13 protein-coding genes are annotated in these 17642 nt (G+C 34.6%); 7 read left to right on the forward strand and 6 right to left on the reverse strand.

All coding sequences use genetic code 11. The features are described 5' to 3' along the window. Nucleotides 1–8: 8 nt before the first annotated feature. Nucleotides 9–1394 (reverse strand): class II fumarate hydratase, encoded by a 1386-nt coding sequence (gene fumC / locus ABJ955_RS10340; protein ID WP_347374545.1) that lies wholly within the window; start codon nucleotides 1392–1394, stop codon nucleotides 9–11. A gap of 161 nt (nucleotides 1395–1555) precedes the next feature. Between fumC and ABJ955_RS10345 the strand changes: the two genes are divergently transcribed. Further along, complete coding sequence (locus ABJ955_RS10345; protein WP_347374546.1) at nucleotides 1556–1729, forward strand: hypothetical protein; 174 nt, start codon at nucleotides 1556–1558, stop codon at nucleotides 1727–1729. A 69-nt stretch (nucleotides 1730–1798) separates the two neighbouring features. On the opposite strand, the gene ABJ955_RS10350 is transcribed toward ABJ955_RS10345, so the two are convergent. The 3 genes from ABJ955_RS10350 to ABJ955_RS10360 form a co-directional block, all read right to left on the reverse strand. Continuing rightward, the gene (locus ABJ955_RS10350; RefSeq protein ID WP_347374547.1) at nucleotides 1799–4294 is read right to left on the reverse strand and encodes an outer membrane beta-barrel family protein; all 2496 of its coding nucleotides are present in this window, start codon (nucleotides 4292–4294) and stop codon (nucleotides 1799–1801) included. Between the two features lie 85 nt (nucleotides 4295–4379). Beyond that, nucleotides 4380–4721, reverse strand: a complete 342-nt coding sequence (gene arsC, locus ABJ955_RS10355) for an arsenate reductase (glutaredoxin) (RefSeq protein WP_347374548.1) — start codon at nucleotides 4719–4721, stop codon at nucleotides 4380–4382. Nucleotides 4722–4762: 41 nt separating this feature from the next. Further along, nucleotides 4763–5242 carry a hypothetical protein gene (locus tag ABJ955_RS10360; protein ID WP_347374549.1) on the reverse strand — a complete coding sequence of 160 codons (480 nt, stop codon included), beginning with the start codon at nucleotides 5240–5242 and terminating at the stop codon, nucleotides 4763–4765. Between the two features lie 226 nt (nucleotides 5243–5468). On the opposite strand from ABJ955_RS10360, the gene ABJ955_RS10365 reads away from it, so the two are divergent. From ABJ955_RS10365 to ABJ955_RS10380, 4 genes are read left to right on the forward strand one after another with little or no spacing between them, the layout of a single operon-like run. After that, nucleotides 5469–6203, forward strand: coding sequence for a hypothetical protein (locus tag ABJ955_RS10365; RefSeq protein ID WP_347374550.1), 735 nt, complete (start codon nucleotides 5469–5471; stop codon nucleotides 6201–6203). Between the two features lie 19 nt (nucleotides 6204–6222). After that, nucleotides 6223–8976, forward strand: coding sequence for a carboxypeptidase-like regulatory domain-containing protein (locus ABJ955_RS10370; RefSeq protein ID WP_347374551.1), 2754 nt, complete (start codon nucleotides 6223–6225; stop codon nucleotides 8974–8976). A 5-nt stretch (nucleotides 8977–8981) separates the two neighbouring features. After that, nucleotides 8982–10193, forward strand: coding sequence for a DUF4249 domain-containing protein (locus tag ABJ955_RS10375; RefSeq protein WP_347374552.1), 1212 nt, complete (start codon nucleotides 8982–8984; stop codon nucleotides 10191–10193). Nucleotides 10194–10195: 2 nt separating this feature from the next. Next, complete coding sequence (locus ABJ955_RS10380; protein WP_347374553.1) at nucleotides 10196–11929, forward strand: hypothetical protein; 1734 nt, start codon at nucleotides 10196–10198, stop codon at nucleotides 11927–11929. Nucleotides 11930–11961: 32 nt separating this feature from the next. Here ABJ955_RS10380 and prfB read toward each other — a convergent pair. Beyond that, nucleotides 11962–13069, reverse strand: a protein-coding gene (gene prfB / locus ABJ955_RS10385) for a peptide chain release factor 2 (RefSeq protein WP_347374554.1) whose coding sequence is annotated in 2 segments (ribosomal slippage) — nucleotides 11962–13005 and nucleotides 13007–13069 — 1107 coding nt in all. Because the reading frame shifts where the segments join, the coding sequence is not laid out codon by codon here. A gap of 107 nt (nucleotides 13070–13176) precedes the next feature. Between prfB and ABJ955_RS10390 the strand changes: the two genes are divergently transcribed. Further along, nucleotides 13177–13803, forward strand: coding sequence for a hypothetical protein (locus tag ABJ955_RS10390; protein WP_347374555.1), 627 nt, complete (start codon nucleotides 13177–13179; stop codon nucleotides 13801–13803). A gap of 6 nt (nucleotides 13804–13809) precedes the next feature. Beyond that, complete coding sequence (locus ABJ955_RS10395) at nucleotides 13810–14832, forward strand: GntG family PLP-dependent aldolase (protein ID WP_347374556.1); 1023 nt, start codon at nucleotides 13810–13812, stop codon at nucleotides 14830–14832. Here the strand turns inward: ABJ955_RS10395 and ABJ955_RS10400 are convergent. Then, the gene (locus tag ABJ955_RS10400) at nucleotides 14829–17642 is read right to left on the reverse strand and encodes a metalloprotease (protein ID WP_347374557.1); all 2814 of its coding nucleotides are present in this window, start codon (nucleotides 17640–17642) and stop codon (nucleotides 14829–14831) included. The genes ABJ955_RS10395 and ABJ955_RS10400 overlap by 4 nt on opposite strands.

A 17642-nucleotide genomic window follows, 5' to 3' on the forward strand; every position in this document is an offset into this window, starting at 1 on the left:
TAAATTGGTTAAACCATATCTTCAGGCTTTACCCACTCATCAAATTCATCAGCTGTTAAATAACCTAGGTTCACAGCTTCTTCTCTAAGCGTTGTTCCGTTTTTATGAGCAGTGTTTGCAATTTCAGCAGCTTTATAATACCCAATTTTAGGATTTAAAGCAGTTACAAGCATTAAGCTATTGTTTAACTGTTTTTTGATTACTTCATAATTTGGTTCAATTCCTTGGGCACAATGCACATCAAAAGAAACACAGGCATCACCAATTAATTGGGCAGATTGAAGAAAATTTGCCGCCATTACAGGTTTAAATACATTTAGCTCAAACTGTCCTTGCATACCGCCAACAGCAATAGCCATATCGTTGCCAATAACTTGTGCGCAAACCATTGTTAAAGCTTCACATTGCGTAGGGTTTACTTTGCCTGGCATGATTGAAGAACCAGGTTCATTCGCAGGAATATTGATTTCACCAATTCCACTTCGTGGACCACTGGCAAGCATTCGCACATCATTCGCAATTTTGTTTAAGGAAACAGCCAATTGTTTTAAAGCTCCGTGAGACTCTACAAAAGCATCGTGTGCAGCAAGCGCTTCAAATTTATTTTTTGCTGTTACAAAAGGTAGTTCGGTAAATTCTGAAATATAGGCAGCGACTTTTACATCATATCCTTTTGGAGTGTTTAATCCCGTACCCACAGCAGTTCCTCCCAAAGCCAGTTCTGCCAAATGCGGCAAGCTGTTTTTTAGTGCTTTAATGCCGTATTCTAATTGTGCAGCGTAGCCGCTAAATTCTTGCCCAAGCGTTAAGGGAGTGGCATCCATAAAATGCGTTCGCCCTATTTTTACTACATTTTTATATTCGGCAGCTTTTTTTGCAAACGTTTTTTGAAGCTGCTCAACACCCGGAAGCGTAGTTTCAATTAATTTTTTATAAGCCGCAATATGCATTCCCGTTGGAAATGTATCGTTTGAAGACTGTGATTTGTTTACATCGTCATTCGGTTGAAGTGTTTTATCGCCTTCGCCTATAGTTTTTCCTGCAAGTTGGTGTGCGCGGTTGGCAATCACTTCATTTACATTCATATTACTTTGCGTTCCACTTCCAGTTTGCCAAATTACCAAGGGAAATTGGTCATCGTGTTTTCCTTCCAAAATCTCATCGCAAACCGTTGCAATTAAGTCTCTTTTTTCTTTAGAAAGCACCCCAAGTTCACAATTGGTATAGGCTGCTGCTTTTTTAAGATATGCAAAACCATAAATTATCTCTAGCGGCATGGAAGCTTTCGGGCCGATTTTAAAATTTTCAAAAGAACGCTCTGTTTGGGCGCCCCAAAGTTTATCGGCAGGTACTTTTACCTCGCCCATAGTGTCTTTTTCTATTCTATACTGCATTATAAAATGATTTTTAGTGAATTGGAGGCAAAGGTAACGAAAAGCCAAAAGTTGTTCAACCTGCACAACTGTTTATTTGTTGTGAATAAATAGAAAATTTTTGTTGTCGTTTTTCAAAAAAACCTTTTATCTTTGGGGCATCAATATAAAAAAGCCATACCATGTTTACTTTTGAACAATATTTAGGATTTCTTGCATTTTTAACCATACTTACCATGGGTTTTTGGTTAATGATATTCTTAGTAGGCATACTTCCATATTGGATAGGTGGTTCGCTTCTAGAGAAGTGGAAAATGAGCCAAGAGGAAAAGAAAAAAAATAAGTTGAAGTCTTAATTCACTTACCCATATAAAAAAAGGGAACCAATTTGGTTCCCTTTTTTTATTGCAATAATCTAGGTTTAATTAACCTTCAAAACCTCCATCGTCATCTCCTCCGCCATTTCTGTCTGGACGCTGACGCTGTTTTTTCTGGTTGAATCTGTATGTAAACGAAAGCGTCACTTGGCGTTGTCTCCATTGAAATTCACTTTCACTCGTAAAGGTGTCTGTCGTTGTTAAACTATTACGCTTTCTACTGTTTAAAAGATCGCTTACATTCAATGATAAGGTAGCTTTATCGTCAATAATATCCTTACTCATCGCCATATCTACAGAAAGAATTCCGTCAGATTCAGTTTGCGAATTGTTTGATGGCCCGCGGTAAAAAGCATTTGTTTGCCAATCTATTTTTGCAGGAAGTTTTACTTTACTACTAAACCTTCCAAAATAACTTGTGTTTTCAGCACCATAATCTACACCATTAAAGAACCCTTCTGTCTTAAACTGAAAGTAATTAAAACTCCCGTTCAAAGTTAACCATTTTGTAGGATTGTATAATAAACCAAGTTCAAAACCATAACGATCGTTGGTAGATAGGTTGATTGGTAAGGTGCGGATTACTGGGATTCCGTTGCTAGTAACTTCCCCCGTTTCTTCTTGAATACGTTCAAACGCATCTGTTTCGTGTTGAAAATAGATAGAGGTGGTTAATGTAAGTTTTTTCCAACGTTTTAAGTAGCCTAAATCAAATGCACTTGCATAAGCAGGGTCAAGGTCTGGGTTTCCTTGAAATATATTTGCTTCACTTGAACGCGAAGGGAAGGGGTTTATAAACCAATTTCGAGGTCTGTTTATACGTCTGTTGTACCCAAGGGTTATGTTTTCGTTTTCTTTAATCTCATACGTTAGGTTAACCGTTGGGAAGAGACCAGTGTAATCCTTATCAAAATTTAAGTTGATAGGAGTTTCATCGTCTATGTTTTCGGCAGCTACTTCTCCTTTTAGTTGGGTGTTTTCAAGACGTAAGCCCAATAAAAAAGAGAATTTACCAAACTTATTACCGTATTGTGAATAGATGGCATTTACATTTTCATCGTAATTAAATACATTTGAAAGATCATCATTTTGAATAAAATTGCCAGACGTACCGTCTTCCTCAAAAAGGGTGTAGTCTGTAACAGATTCTTTGAAATTACCACGGTAACCCGCTTCAAATTGAGCATTTTCACCAATTGGGAGTACATAATCTACTTGCGCCAAATACTCCTTTTGGTTTTCTTTATTGATAATATCTTCAGCCGATAAAATTTCTAAGGCAGGGAGTGTTTCTTGCTCTTCAATGAAGGAACGCTCCGTTTCTTTATCACGTTCGTACTGCAAATCGGCAGTAAGTTTATGCCCGTCATCGTTGAAGTTATTAACGTAATTCAATGAAAATTGATAGCTGGTATCTTCTTCGTCTTCTGTCTCGATTCGTGTAATTTGCTTTTCGGCGATATTATTATTGAAGTTTAATGTATTGTTTGTGGTAACATCATTACCAGTGCTAGAACGTAAAAACCCGCTTGCAGTAATAGACGATTTATCGTTTATAAAATATTCGATACCTAGGTTTGTATTAAAACCTTGTCTCATTCTATCATAGTCTCTATCTTCAGTTACTCGGTCGTATTCTGGAGTAAAAGTTATAGGATTGTCGTCTTCATCAAGATAGGTTCGTGAATAATATTGATTGTTAAACGATGCATTTCCAGGTGCTTTTCTGTAACTAACGCCTGTAGTATTAAAAATATTAAACTTATCTGTTCGCAGGTTAATATTTCCTGAGGCACTACTATTTAAAGGCACGCCAATACTTGTGCTTAACGAACCATTAAGCCCCAATGTTTTTTCTTTCTTCAGAATAATATTAAGAATCCCTGCGGTACCTTCGGCATCATAGCGTGCGGAAGGCGAGGTAATTACTTCTACGCGCTCAATAGCTTCCGCTGGAAGTTGCCCAAGAGCATCTGTAGAGCCAAACCCAGCAATGGCTGAAGGTTTTCCGTTAATTAAAATTTTTACATTTTCGTTTCCACGAAGCGCAATTGCACCTTCAACATCAACCGTTACTGAGGGTACGTTATTTAGTGCATCGCTTACGGTAGCACCACCAGTGGTAAGGTCTTTACCAATATTGTATATTTTTTTGTCAAGCCTAATTTGCACTTCAGTAGTTTCTGCCCGTACAACAACTTCATCCAAGCTTGCGGCATCTAATGCTAAGGTAATATTAGGAAGCGTAGTGTTTTTAAAGATATTTTGATTTGCAAGTTGTTTAGTTTTATATGAAATAAACTCATATTGAACCGTGTATTTTCCCTCAGGAACCTGAATATTGTAGTTACCTTCGGTGTCGGTAATACCGCCAGTAATGGTTTTTCCTTGAGGGTTTATAAAAGAAACGGTAGCATATTCAAGGGGATAATTGGTTCCCTCTTCATAAATAGTTCCTTTTACGCTAACTTGTTTTTTTTCTTTTTCTTGTGCAACCATTGAAAATGAAGCACATAGGAGTAGTACAGATAATATAAATTTCATAGAATTCTTTAGCCAATTTGACGCACGAAAATAGCCGTGGTTTAATGGAGAAAAGCCAAAATTCTGTTAAATAAAAGAAAGCAAATTATAAAATATCTAAAATGCGTTCCATAGGGCGTCCAATTACAGCATGCGTTCCCTTAATAATTATAGGACGTTCCATAAGTTTTGGGTAGGCTATCATTGCGTCAATAAGTTCGTCGTCGGTAAGGTTTTTCCCTTTAAAATTTTCTTTCCAGTCTGCTTCTTGGGTACGTACCAAAGCCATGGGCGAAATGCCTAATAATTCTATTACTTGTTTTAGTTCTTGGCGGGAAGGTGGAGTATCAAGGTATTTTATGATTTCTAGAGGTTCCCCTTTTTCTTCTAATAAATTAAGGGCTTGGCGAGATTTGCTGCAACGTGGGTTGTGATAAATTGTAGTCATTATACTGTAATATTTGTTTTAAAACGGTACCTTAAATAATGCTATTTATTTTTGAGTTCTTCCAACTCCAGTTCATAATCATATTGCAAATCTTCATGAAGTGTCTTCACTTTTTTTGAAATATAATCTAACTGTCTGTTGTATAAATTAATAAGTGTGGTGTTTCGTTTTATGGAAGGATTAAAGTCTTTTAATTTCTGACAAAAATAAAGCAAAAGTTCAACTTCTGTTTCTTTGTTTTGAGAATAACGGATAAATTTTTTTTGCTCTCTAAGTATTTTCCGAACACTTTTTTTGATGTAAAAGTATGTTTTAGTGTTAATTGCATCAAAAGCTGTATCCATTTGTGCTTTTATGCTAGTTATATAAGCGGTTTCATTTGCAGCTTCAAAAAGCAAATAAGTGAGGAGTTCTTTATTCTCTTTTTTAAACTTTGAAAGTCGAAGACAAAGCTCCAACAATTCCTGGGTGGAACGATGTGTAAGCTCTGTTTTTAGCTCTTTAAGTGATGCGGCTTTCATATACTTTTTAAGTAAAAATACATTCGTTTTATTAAAATAAGGCAAAAATACATCGCAAAAATTACCTTTTAATTTTACTTCTGCGACTGCTTATTTTTACAAGATGTTGAAATTAGGATGCTTATGGCTCTAAACCCTATGTCTTTATGATTAGGACATGATTTTAAGTTCATATTTTGCAAATCAAAAGCAATTTTGTGTACTTTTAAAAATCCAAAAATATAATATGTCTTTCACAAGATTTCAAATTTCTTTTGCAATTCTTTTCTTCCTCGGAATTAAAACGTTTTCACAAACCCACTCAAAAGAAAAAATATTCGAAACTTATGATAAAATCATAGGTTTAGAAAACACAAATTTATTTAATGGTTCAGAGTTTACAGACCTATATTTAAATACAGATGGTACGTATCGATATTTTATAGACTATGATTATACTAAAGGTTCTGTAGTTTATAACAATCAGTATTATGTAAATGTCTCATTGAAATACGATCTTTTAGATGATAATTTGTTAACCCATTCGGAAGATAATTTAAGTGTATTTAATGTAAAGCTTATACCGAGTTTTATAGATACTTTTTCAATTTACAACCACAATTTTGTGCGTTTGGATGCTACAGGACTTGATATTTCAGCAAATGGTTTTTTTGAAGTTGCCTATGTTGGGAACGAGCTTGAACTTTATATAAAACATACTAAAAGAAAAAAAGAAAAAGCTTTAAGTAGTGGCATTCAATATAGGTTTACGAATGCTAATTTTTATGTGCTTAAAAGTAACGGAAACTACACTATAGTTAGTTCTGCAAGAGATTTAATTAAATTGATTCCTGAGCAGGAGGAACAAATTCGTACGTTTTATAAAAGCTACAAAGCCTTGTATAAATCAAACCCTGATAGCTTTATGACAAAGCTCATACTGTATCTGGATAGGTCTTTTGATAAAGCAAACAAATACTAATTTGAAGATATTTTTTTCTATGCAAAATAGATTTTTTGTCATTTTTATATTTTTATTGACCACAGGAATGTTTGCACAGTCCGGTCAAAATATAACGGTCACTTTTAGTAGTACTCCTTTAAGTGAAGCTATTATTAAAATAGAATCCCTTTCTGGTAAAACATTCTATTTTGATGATTCCTGGCTGAAAGGGCAGTATGTTACCAAAGAATTTAAAAATGAACCCTTACGAAATGTTCTCAACGGACTGTTTGGCGATACAAATATTAACTACGTTTTAAAGGATGAAAAAATTATTCTTCTTAATAATACCTATGTTTTTACGGAATTGCCTTCAGATTATTTTAACGAAACAAAACAGAACATAAATATTGCCTCAAGCAATGCACCAATTTTTCAAGAGGAGTTTGTTGAAAGTCAATCGGTGCAAACAAGAAAACTGGTAACTATAGGCAAGCAACAGCCTAATGCGGCTAATAAAAGTTATACCCTTTCAGGAGTTTTTAAAAATTCAAAAACAGGTGAACCCCTTCAAAATCTTTCAATTTCTACTATAGATAGAACGAAATACGCCGTGACAGATGCTAGTGGAAACTTTAGTATTCGTTTGCCGTATGGTTTAAATAAGCTTGAAACAAATCTTTTGGGTTTCGAAAAAATCCGTCAAGACGTTATTATGTATGGCGATGGAAGATTAAATATTTCCTTGCAAGAAAATTCCGAATCACTCGAAGAAGTTGTTGTAAAATCTAATAAAAATGCAAATGTTCGTGATGCTGTAGTTGGAGTTACAAGCATTGATATAGAATCTATTAAAACAATTCCTTTGGTTTTGGGTGAGCGTGATATTCTAAAAGTTGCTACGACCATGCCAGGTATAAAAACTACTGGTGAAGGTTCAAGTGGGTTTAATGTTCGCGGTGGACGCGCCGATCAAAACCTAATTTTGTTAGATGATGCCGTGCTATACAATCCTTCACATTTTTTAGGATTCTTTTCTGCGGTAAATCCATTTACAACTGGGAGTTTAGAAGTATTTAAGGCAAGTATTCCAGCCGAATACGGTGGAAGACTTTCTGCTGTTTTTGATATTGAAACAAAATCAGCTAACACTGAAAAATTTTCAGGGGAAGGTTCTGTTGGTCCAATTACTGCCAATTTAGCGGTTGAAGTCCCTGTTGTTAAAGGAAAATCTTCGCTAACGGCAGGTTTTCGAGCTACTTATTCCGATTGGATTTTAAGAAGTCTTGATGAAGAAGAATTAAAAAATAGTCAAGCTTCTTTTTACGATGGGATTGTTAAGTACAAGCATAATATTGATAACGACAATACAATTCAAGGTACTTTTTATTACAGTAAAGATCGCTTTAGTATAACTTCAGATTCTATATTTGATTATAATAACCGTTTAATTTCCTTGAAATATGGCCGTAATTTTAATGAAAAAAGTAGGGGAGAAGTTATATTGGTAAATAGCCAATACAAATACGGAATCAACTATGAAGCAGATGCAAATCAAGATTTTGACTTTGGTTACGAATTAAACGAAACCCAAGCAAAGCTTAATTTTAACTATAAATTAAACAGCAAACATAAGTTTAGTTATGGAATTAGCAGCAAATTATATTCTATTAACCCAGGAAAAATTGAGCCAGTAGGAACCATTTCTGATGTGCAGGCGAAAACAATTGATAGCGAAAAAGGTTTGGAATCGGCTGTTTATTTTGCAGATTTATTCGAAATAAGTGACAAGTTATTACTCGATATAGGTTTGCGCTATTCCTTGTATGCAGCCTTGGGAGAAGCTACTCAAAATGTTTATGAAGACGGTGTTACCAGAGGCGAAAGTGCTATTATTGAAGTAAAAAATTACGATAACAATGAGCTTATTGAAACCTACGGCGGACCAGAGTACAGGGTTTCAGCCCGCTATTTGTTAGGGAATGATTTTTCTATAAAAGGAGGTTTTAATCGCACCATTCAATATTTACATCTACTTTCTACAAATACAACGCAGTCGCCTACAGATATTTGGAAGCTTTCAGATTTAAATATTGCACCACAACGTGCCAATCAATATAGCTTAGGAGTTTTCAAAAATCTTCCCGGGAAAGATATAGAATTTAGCCTTGAAGGTTACTATAAAACAATGGATGATCTTCTAGATTATAAGGTAGGGGCACAGTTAATTTTAAATGATAACTTAGAAACAGAACTATTACAAGGGGAGGGAAAAGCATATGGAGTTGAATTTTTAGTAAAGAAAAATTCTGGGAGATTTAATGGTTATTTAGGGTATAGTTTTTCTCGTACCTATGTAAAATTGGATAGTCAAATAATGCAAGAACGCGTTAACAATGGTGAATTTTTCCCCGCAAACTATGATAAACCACACGACTTTTCGGTTGTTGCAAACTATAAGCTTACCAAACGATTTAGTTTTTCAGGAAACTTCACCTACCAAACAGGACGACCAATAACCTATCCAATTGGACGTTTTGTATTTGCTGGGGAAGAACAAGTGCTTTATAGTGACCGTAATCAGTTTCGAATTCCAGATTATTACCGTCTCGATTTAGGAGTGAATATCGAAGGAAATCATAAACTAAAAAAACTAGCACATAGTTTTATTAATATATCTGTTTACAATGTTTTAGGGCGTAATAACCCATACTCCGTGTTTTTCGTGAATGAGGAAGGACAGATAAAAGCATATAAAACTTCTATATTTTCTGTTCCCGTGCCAACAATAACATATAACTTTAAGTTTTAGGAATAATGAAGAAGACCAAAATTTTATATATAGCATTCATTTCTATATTTCTCCTTCAAATAGGCTGTACAGAACCTTTTGAAATTGAAACATTAGACTATGAAAGTGTTTTAGTTGTTGAAAGTACTATTACTGATGAATTGAAACCGCAAATAGTAAAATTAAGTAGAACTTCAACTTTAGAAAGTTCCGCAATTTTAACTGAAAATGATGCTACGGTAATTATTACAGGCAATACGGGTGAAAGTTATAGTTTTTCACAAGATGTGGAAACTGGGGTTTATATTTCAAATGAGGCATTTAGTGCCCAACCAAATGTTTTATATACTTTAAATATTAAAACAAGTAATGCTAGAAATTATAGCTCATCTACCATCAGCTTAACTCCTGAAGTAGCAATGGAGAAAGTATTTGTGGAACGTGTTGTAGATCCGGTTGATAATAAAGATGGTGTTCAAGTTTTGGTAACTACTAAAGACCCAACGGGGCAATCACAATATTTTAGATATGAATATGAAGAAACCTATAAAGTAATAGCACCATACCCTTCATCTTATACTTTTGAAATAATTAATTTCGATGTAAAAAACTATACGTACGAGGTGGTAGTAACTCCTAGAGAACCAGAAATAACGTGTTATACAACAGAGCTTTCTACTGGAATTATACAGACTGCCACCGAAAATTTAAATGATAATCAGGTACTTCGTTTTCCTGTTCGGTATTTAAGTAAGGAGGATGCGAAACTACAAACACGCTACAGTCTTTTAGTAAAACAATTTGTGCAAAGTGTGGAAGCCTATACGTTTTATAAGAAAATAAAGGAACTAGGAAGTATTCAAAGCTTATTATCACAAAGTCAACCAGGATATGTAAGAGGAAATATAACTTCTGAAAATGATCCAGATGAAAAAGTATTAGGATTTTTTGATGCTTCTTCTGTAACATCAAAACGCATCTATTTTAATTATGAAGATTTCGGATTAGAAAAACCTCCATACTTTGTAGCATGTAATAAATTAGTACTTGATTATAGAGACAACTCTACATTGGATAATGATCCAAATGAACGCGAAATAATTTATACATATTTAAAACACTTTGATTATCAAATAGTTGATTATGGACAGCCCTTCTTATTTACTATTGCAAAGCAAGAATGTTCTGTATGCACCTCTTTTTCTTCAAATGTAAAACCAGATTTTTGGGTAGATTGATTATGACAAAAAAACTAGCATTTATACTATTTATTTTTCTAGGAATTACGGTGACAGCACAAATTCCAACGGAAAATGTTTCGGAAGACATTGGTGTTTTTCCAAACGAAAAAGTTGAACTTTCTATTAATTCAAACGTAGTATTGGCAGGAGAGTTACTGCAGTATAAAGCTTTTAGTTTGAATGTAAGTAACACTAAAAGCGATTTGAGTAAAGTGCTATATGTTTCCATGCGAAACGATGCAGATTCTATTGTATTTAATCATAAATTGAAAATAAAGAATGGTACTGCCAGTGGAGATTTTTTTATTCCCTCAACCTTAAAAACTGGAATTTATAGGCTTATTGGGTACACTAATTTTTCGAGAAATAATACTCAAGATGCTTTTACACTTAAGAACATATATGTTGTAAATACATTTTTGAAGAATGAAAGTGTTTCAAAAAACAGAAAAGATTCTGTTGTAATAAAAAGTAAAGAAATCCTTTCACTGAAGCAAAATCAAAGTGTACAATTAGATAAAATAGCAATTGCTACTGATAAAAAAACATATGGTTTAAGAGAAAAAGTAACGCTTAATCTTAAAAGTACGCTCGATACTAATGATGGTAACTTTGTTCTTTCGGTACGAAAAATAAATCCAATTAGCATTTCAGATTATAATTTAAAAAGCAATAACAACACTCATTCAGGATTATTTTTTATTCCAGAACTTCGCGGGGAGCTACTTTCTGGTGTAGTTATCGCTAAGGAAAACAACCTTCCCGTTGCCAACAAAGTTGTTTCGCTTACCATCCCTGGAAAAGACTACGTTTTTAAAATGGCTAAAACCAATGCTAATGGTCAATTTTTCTTTTCAATATCGGAAAATTACGATGTTGAAAAAAGCATTGTTCAATTGAATGGAACTAAAAGTGAACTTGACGCTTTTAGTGTACAAATTGATGATAAAAATCTTAAAATTGGGGAAGATAAAGCTGCTTTCTTAAAACTAAATTCAGATATAAAGGAGTGGTTGAATGAACGCAGTGTGCAATTGCAAATTGAGAATGCTTATTTCGACACCAAAAAGGATAGCATACTTCCAAATACAGTTACTCCACCGTTTTATAAAGACTTGGGAACACTATTTTTATTAGATGATTATACTCGTTTTCCTTCAGTAAAAGAAACTTTTGTAGAAATAGTTGCACTGGCTGCAATTCGTGGTAGCGGTGCCGATGCAAAATTTATTGTAAATAATGAGTATGACCCAAATAATATTGCAAAGTTTTATAATATAGACCCTTTGGTGCTAATGGATGGGATGCAAATTCAGGATAATGAGGAACTTATAAATTATAACGCAAGGGATATTAATAGCGTTCGCGTAGTTTCCGAGCCCTATCGTTATGGTCCAAAATTATACAGCGGTATTATTGCAGTTGAAACAAAAAGTGGAGATTTTAAACCACGTTTAACAAAAAACTATGTTGAAGAATTAAATTTGGCTCCTGCTGTTAAAGAAAAAAGCTATTTCAGTCCAGATTACAGTCAGATGTCTACACTTTCAAGAATCCCTGATTATAGAGTACAGTTACTTTGGCATCCTGATATTCAATTTGAGAACAATCAGTTTTCAAAGTCATTTTATACTTCAGATGTCGCAGGAGATTTTGAAATTACTTTAGAAGGTTTTTCAAGCAATGGAACATTTATTTCTTCTAGAACCTACTTTTCTGTTTCAGAAAATTAATAAACGTGTCAGTTTCTAATCAATACTTTTCATTAAAGTTCATCTGATTTCTCCTTCTGTCCAGACATCATCAAATAGGCTTTTAAAAACCCATCTATTTCCCCATCTAGCATCGCATCGGTATTTCCTGTTTCGTGTGCGGTTCGCACATCTTTAACCAATTTGTAAGGATGTAAAACATAATTTCGTATTTGCGAACCCCATTCAATAGCGAGTTTGCTATCTTCAATTTCGGCGCGTTGCGCAAGTTGTTTTCGCAATTCAATTTCATATAACTGCGATTTTAGCATCTGCATAGCTTTTTCACGGTTATCTAGCTGACTTCGAGTTTCGCTGTTGTGAATCACGATTCCAGAAGGGTGGTGGGTAAGGATGGCTTTAGTTTCAACTTTATTTACATTTTGTCCACCTGCACCACTACTACGCGCAAATTCCCAAGAAATATCGGCAGGGTTTATATCAATTTCAATGGTGTCGTCAACGAGTGGGTACACATATACACTGGCAAAACTGGTGTGTCGTTTCGCATTGCTATCAAAAGGAGAAATTCGTACCAATCGGTGCACACCATTTTCACTTTTTAACCAACCAAAAGCGTATTCACCTTCAATTTCGAGGGTAACGGTTTTCACCCCAGCCACATCGCCAGCCTGAAAGTTAAGTTCCTTTACTTTATAGTCGTTTTTCTGAGCCCACATGAGGTACATTCGCATTAGCATTTGCGCCCAATCGCAGCTTTCAGTTCCGCCAGCTCCAGCGGTAATTTGAAGTACGGCACTCATATCATCACCTTCTTCCCCTAGCATATTACGAAACTCTAAAGCTTCAATTGCGTTTGCAGCTTTTTCAAAAGCAGCAGTTACATTTTCTGCTTTGCCTTCACCTTCTTTAAAAAAATCTAAAAGAATTTCAGCTTCTTCAGTGAGGTTTATTGCAGTATCATAATCTGTTACCCATTTCTTTTTGGTACGTAAAACCTTCATAAAAGCCTCTGCTTCCCGTGGATTGTTCCAAAAATTAGGGTCGAATGTTTTTTCTTCGTCGTTAGTAATCTCTATGCTTTTGCCAGCAATGTCAAAGATAGCGCCTCAAGGCATCTAGCCGCACCTTAAGGTCTTTGATTTGGTCTGTTGTAATCATTATGTGATAAGAATTTAGGCAAAAATACTATTAACTTCGTGAGTGGGACATTTTTTTCGGCTAATTTTATGCTTTCTAAAAAACCCAATAAAATTATCCATTTTATTATGAAAAAAATCATTTTTATACTGTTCTTAACCATGTCAACCTTTTCTTTTTCTCAAAATGATGAAGCTTTTGTTGATGCTCTTGTGGCTCAGAAAATGGCAGAATTAGAAATGCAGGCGAATCCTGAATATTTTTATAGAAAAGAATATTGCGACGGAAACAGCCAAGCATTCACTTTACGAAACGGAGAACTTTGTACTTCAAAAAACACTTATTATGCGGTGTATCTTTTTTGGAGAGAAGATGAGAATTTAAGGTTTCAAAAATTTGATAATTGTGGGCGTTTTTCACCTTTTACCATTAGTGCAAGCAAACAAATGGCTAGAAGTTTAAAAGAGAAAGAGGCGCTTAAAGCTGAAAAAATTAGACCGTTTGCGTCTAATAAATTAAACGATGCTACTTCTGAAAATTCAGCAATGCAATCGTGCCACAAAGAGTACAAATTTGTTTTTGAAGGTGTTACTTTCGAAAAAAGCTTTAAGGATATTGACTTAGTTGAAAAGTCTAAAAAGGAAAGTAAAAATGCCAACCATAACAAATCACTTGCATTAGTTAAGCTGGAGGGCGAAATTTCTGAATTAGTCCGTAATTTTGAAACTGCTGGAAAATTTTTCAGAGAAAATTAATTAAATATGATTATAGATTTAAGAAGCGATACTGTAACGCGTCCCACTCCAGGAATGCTACAAGCAATTATGAATGCTGAAGTAGGGGATGATGTTTATAAAGAAGATCCAACAACAAATAAGCTGGAACAAAAATTAGCCGAAATGTTCGGTATGGATGCTGCCCTTTTTTTTCCTTCAGGGAGCATGGCCAATCAAGCCGCACTAAAAATGCACACGCAACCTGGAGAGCAATTAATTGCAGATAAATGGGCTCATATTTATAATTATGAAGGGGGCGGAGTTTCATTTAATAGTGGAGTTTCATGTAAGCTTATAGACGGAAACCGAGGGATGATTACTGCTGCACAAGTTGAAGAAAGCATCAATCCTCCAGATTTTTACCATAGTCCATTAACAAGTTTGGTTTGTTTAGAAAATACAACCAATAAAGGCGGTGGCGCATGTTATGATTTTTCTGAAATTGAAAAAATTAGAAAAGTTTGTAACACTCATGGTTTAGGTTTTCATCTTGATGGGGCAAGATTATTGAATGCTTTAGTAGCTAAAAAGGAAGATCCAAAAGCATACGGGAAGGTTTTCGATACCATTTCTATTTGTTTAAGTAAAGGTTTGGGCACGCCTATGGGAAGCGTTTTATTGGGGAACAAACAAATTATGCAAAAAGCAATGCGCGTTCGGAAAGTGCTGGGCGGCGGTATGCGACAAGTAGGTTTTATGGCTGCGGCAGGTTTGTATGCTCTGGAAAATCACATAGAACGATTGGCGGAGGATCATAAAAAAGCTTTAGAAATTGCAAATGTGCTTTCTAAGCAAACCTACGTGAAAAATGTAGAACCTACAGAAACTAATATTGTGATTTTCTACCTTTTAGAAGGAATTTCAGAAGAAAAATTTATAAACGATTTACTGCAGAAAAACATCAAAATAAGTGGCATGGGGCAGGGGAAACTGCGAGTTGTAACGCATTTAGACTATACCGATGCAATGCATGAAACCTTTTTAAAGGTTTTGAATAATTATAATTAATACCATCGACGGTTGAAAAGCCCGAGTAGTGTTTTAGGACTTAGAGTAACAATAAATCGAACTTTTTCATCATAATGCGGTAAGTTAGGTTCAAAACCAAGGCTGGAATAGATAGGGAAATAAAGTTCAAAATAATCAGCGACTAAACTTAAACGAATTCCACTGTCAAAAACAGCTGTGGTGCCTGTTGCACTGTTGTTAACAAGCCCTGCATCGCCATACGCATAAATCCATTTCCAAATATTGGTGCTTGCATTTACCGTAGTTATCCATCGGTTTGCAAACGCGGGCGCTAATTGCGATTTAAAACCACCTTCAGCAATGATTAACTGTTGACTAAAAAGTCCAGAATCTTCACTTCTTCCGTAATAGTTATAATCAAAAAGATAATCATTAGGACGGTCTAAGGCAAAACTGAAAAAGTTTTCTCCTTCTCGGGTATCATTAAATAGAAAGGCTCCTGCGAAAAAACGTAGGTTTAATTGGCGGTTGCTTAAAAAGAGTTTTCGATACTCAAAATTTACTGAAAGCTTACTAAATTTTGAAGAAATTTCATAATCTACAACCCCTCTAAAATAATTTATAAGATTCGGATTTGAATATACATACTGCATATTAAAAACACTGTAATTAGGCTCTTGTTCTGGGTTGTTAGGGTCTTCATCTTGATACACGTTTACATTTCGAAGATTTATAAATTGTTTTTCGTTATCCCGTAAATCGTTATTTCTAAAAGAAAAAGTAATGTATGGAGTATATCGCTTGTAGAATAATCCACGATCGTACGAATAATAATTTCCAGAGAAACCATAGCGCATCGAATATAGGCTTCCTTCATTTAAAAGCTGCGTATAGCTTATAGAAGCTCGTCCAACAAGGGTTTTTGAACGAAACCCAAACTGAGGTTCTAAACTATAATGAACAGCCTTTGGAAGCACTGTTTTATTGTAAAGTCGAAGTCCCGCAGATACACCATCATACAGGTTGTATTCAAAAATAGGCATAAAGAAAAACTGCGTGTAATTTGGATCTTCCACATCTTGAAACAACCTAAATTGAAGCGGTTTATTAAACAAGCCATTAACCGATTTAAAATTATTTCTACGGTTATACTCAGATATTCTTCCTTCATAATTTAGTGCTAGCTTCTTAATATTTGCAGCAGGAATTGTTATTGTTGAAATACTATCTATAGGTTTTGTCCATGTTTTATAGACTATTTCATCATTATTAAGTCCATATAACGAAACAGGAAGCTCAGTTTTTCGTGTGTTTTTTATAAAAACCTTTAACGAATCCCCTTGTTTCGCTACTTTCTTTATTTTGAAATCTACGGTGGCTCTATTAGCTACATAATCTTCAAAAAACCAATTAATTGGAAGTGTGGTTTTTTTAGAAATTAAAGTTTCAAACTCGGAAGACTTTATAGGCTTTAACTTGTTTTTAGTATAAAACTCTTTAATGCTTTCCTGTAAAATATTTTCCCCTAAATAATCGCTTAAATAGCGTAACCCACTTCCACCATAATAACCATTGGCGATATTCATATTGAATTTTAACAATGAATCTTTAGGCGTAGTAAGGGATTGATGTATGTTTTTTCGCGCTACATTTAAGTAAAGAATAGGGTATTGGTCGTTAAACTCTAATGCTGCTGCATGCGCCCAGCGGATTACCCACCAATTACTCAGATTGCCAATTATCTTCATTTTTGGATAGTAAGTATCCACATACTCCATCATCAAATATATCTGTAAAGCATCTTGTAGCCAGTAATCTTCACGGGAATTTAAAACCAATGTATTGTCAATATAATGACGCGTTATGGTTTTAAGCTGCTCCATATCATACTCAAAACCATCAGGAAAAGGGCTTATAAAACTAGGCAGTTGGTTAAGACCATATACCGGATTTGTTTTGTAATCTGTTTCGCTTATCATCATTTTTTCATGAGGATAAGGCCCTAGTTTGGAATCTAAAAAATGAACCACACGATCTACCACTAACGCTTGAACAGGCGGATTTACTCTTTTGTTTTCAAGATTGGTGATTATTTTAAACTTATCGGTTTCAATAGTTTCAAAATTTGGATTTTTTTCGATGTAAAGAATGGCTTTTGTTCTGTTTTCACCTTTAAGAACAACAATTTTTTCGGCTACGGTAGTTGCAGCCATTTCAACATCAAAATCTGAAGTAACGCTATAAGTCGGCGGAATATGAAGTTTTATAGAAAAATTTGATGGGGTTAAAAATAAATCATCCGTATTTTTATTGCTGTAAACTTGCCATTTCCCATCATAAAAGGCAGGAGCAATATACCAATAGCGAAGTTTATAATCATTTAGTTTATCAATCCCGTAACGCGTAAAACGATCGTTGGAAATTTTAACGGTGTATTCTAAATTGAAAGTATAACTAGCTCCTGGTTGAAGCGCAGTTTCTGGAATAATTTTTAAAATATCTACCGCCTCACCACGTTCCCATTTTATTGGGATTGCGGCATTGTTATATATCTCTTCTATAGTTGTTTTTCCACGTTCTTCGTCTTTTTCAAAATGAAAAGCACTTTCATAGTTTTCAGAAAAACGTTTTCCTAAAGGTGTTGTTTTGGATGAGAAACTATTAGCCCAATCAAACAGATAAATTTCGGTTAAGGTGTCTTTAGAAGTATTTTTATACGTTATCTGCTGCTTTATAGCAAGTGTTTTAGCATCCGGGTTTAACGTAGCGTCAATATTAATAATGTGTTGTGCCGTTGCTTGAAGGGCAAAACAAAATAATACTACAAATAGAATTCTAAAGTTTCTCAA

The organism is Aequorivita sp. Q41, from assembly GCF_039831855.1.
Lineage (GTDB): Bacteria > Bacteroidota > Bacteroidia > Flavobacteriales > Flavobacteriaceae > Aequorivita.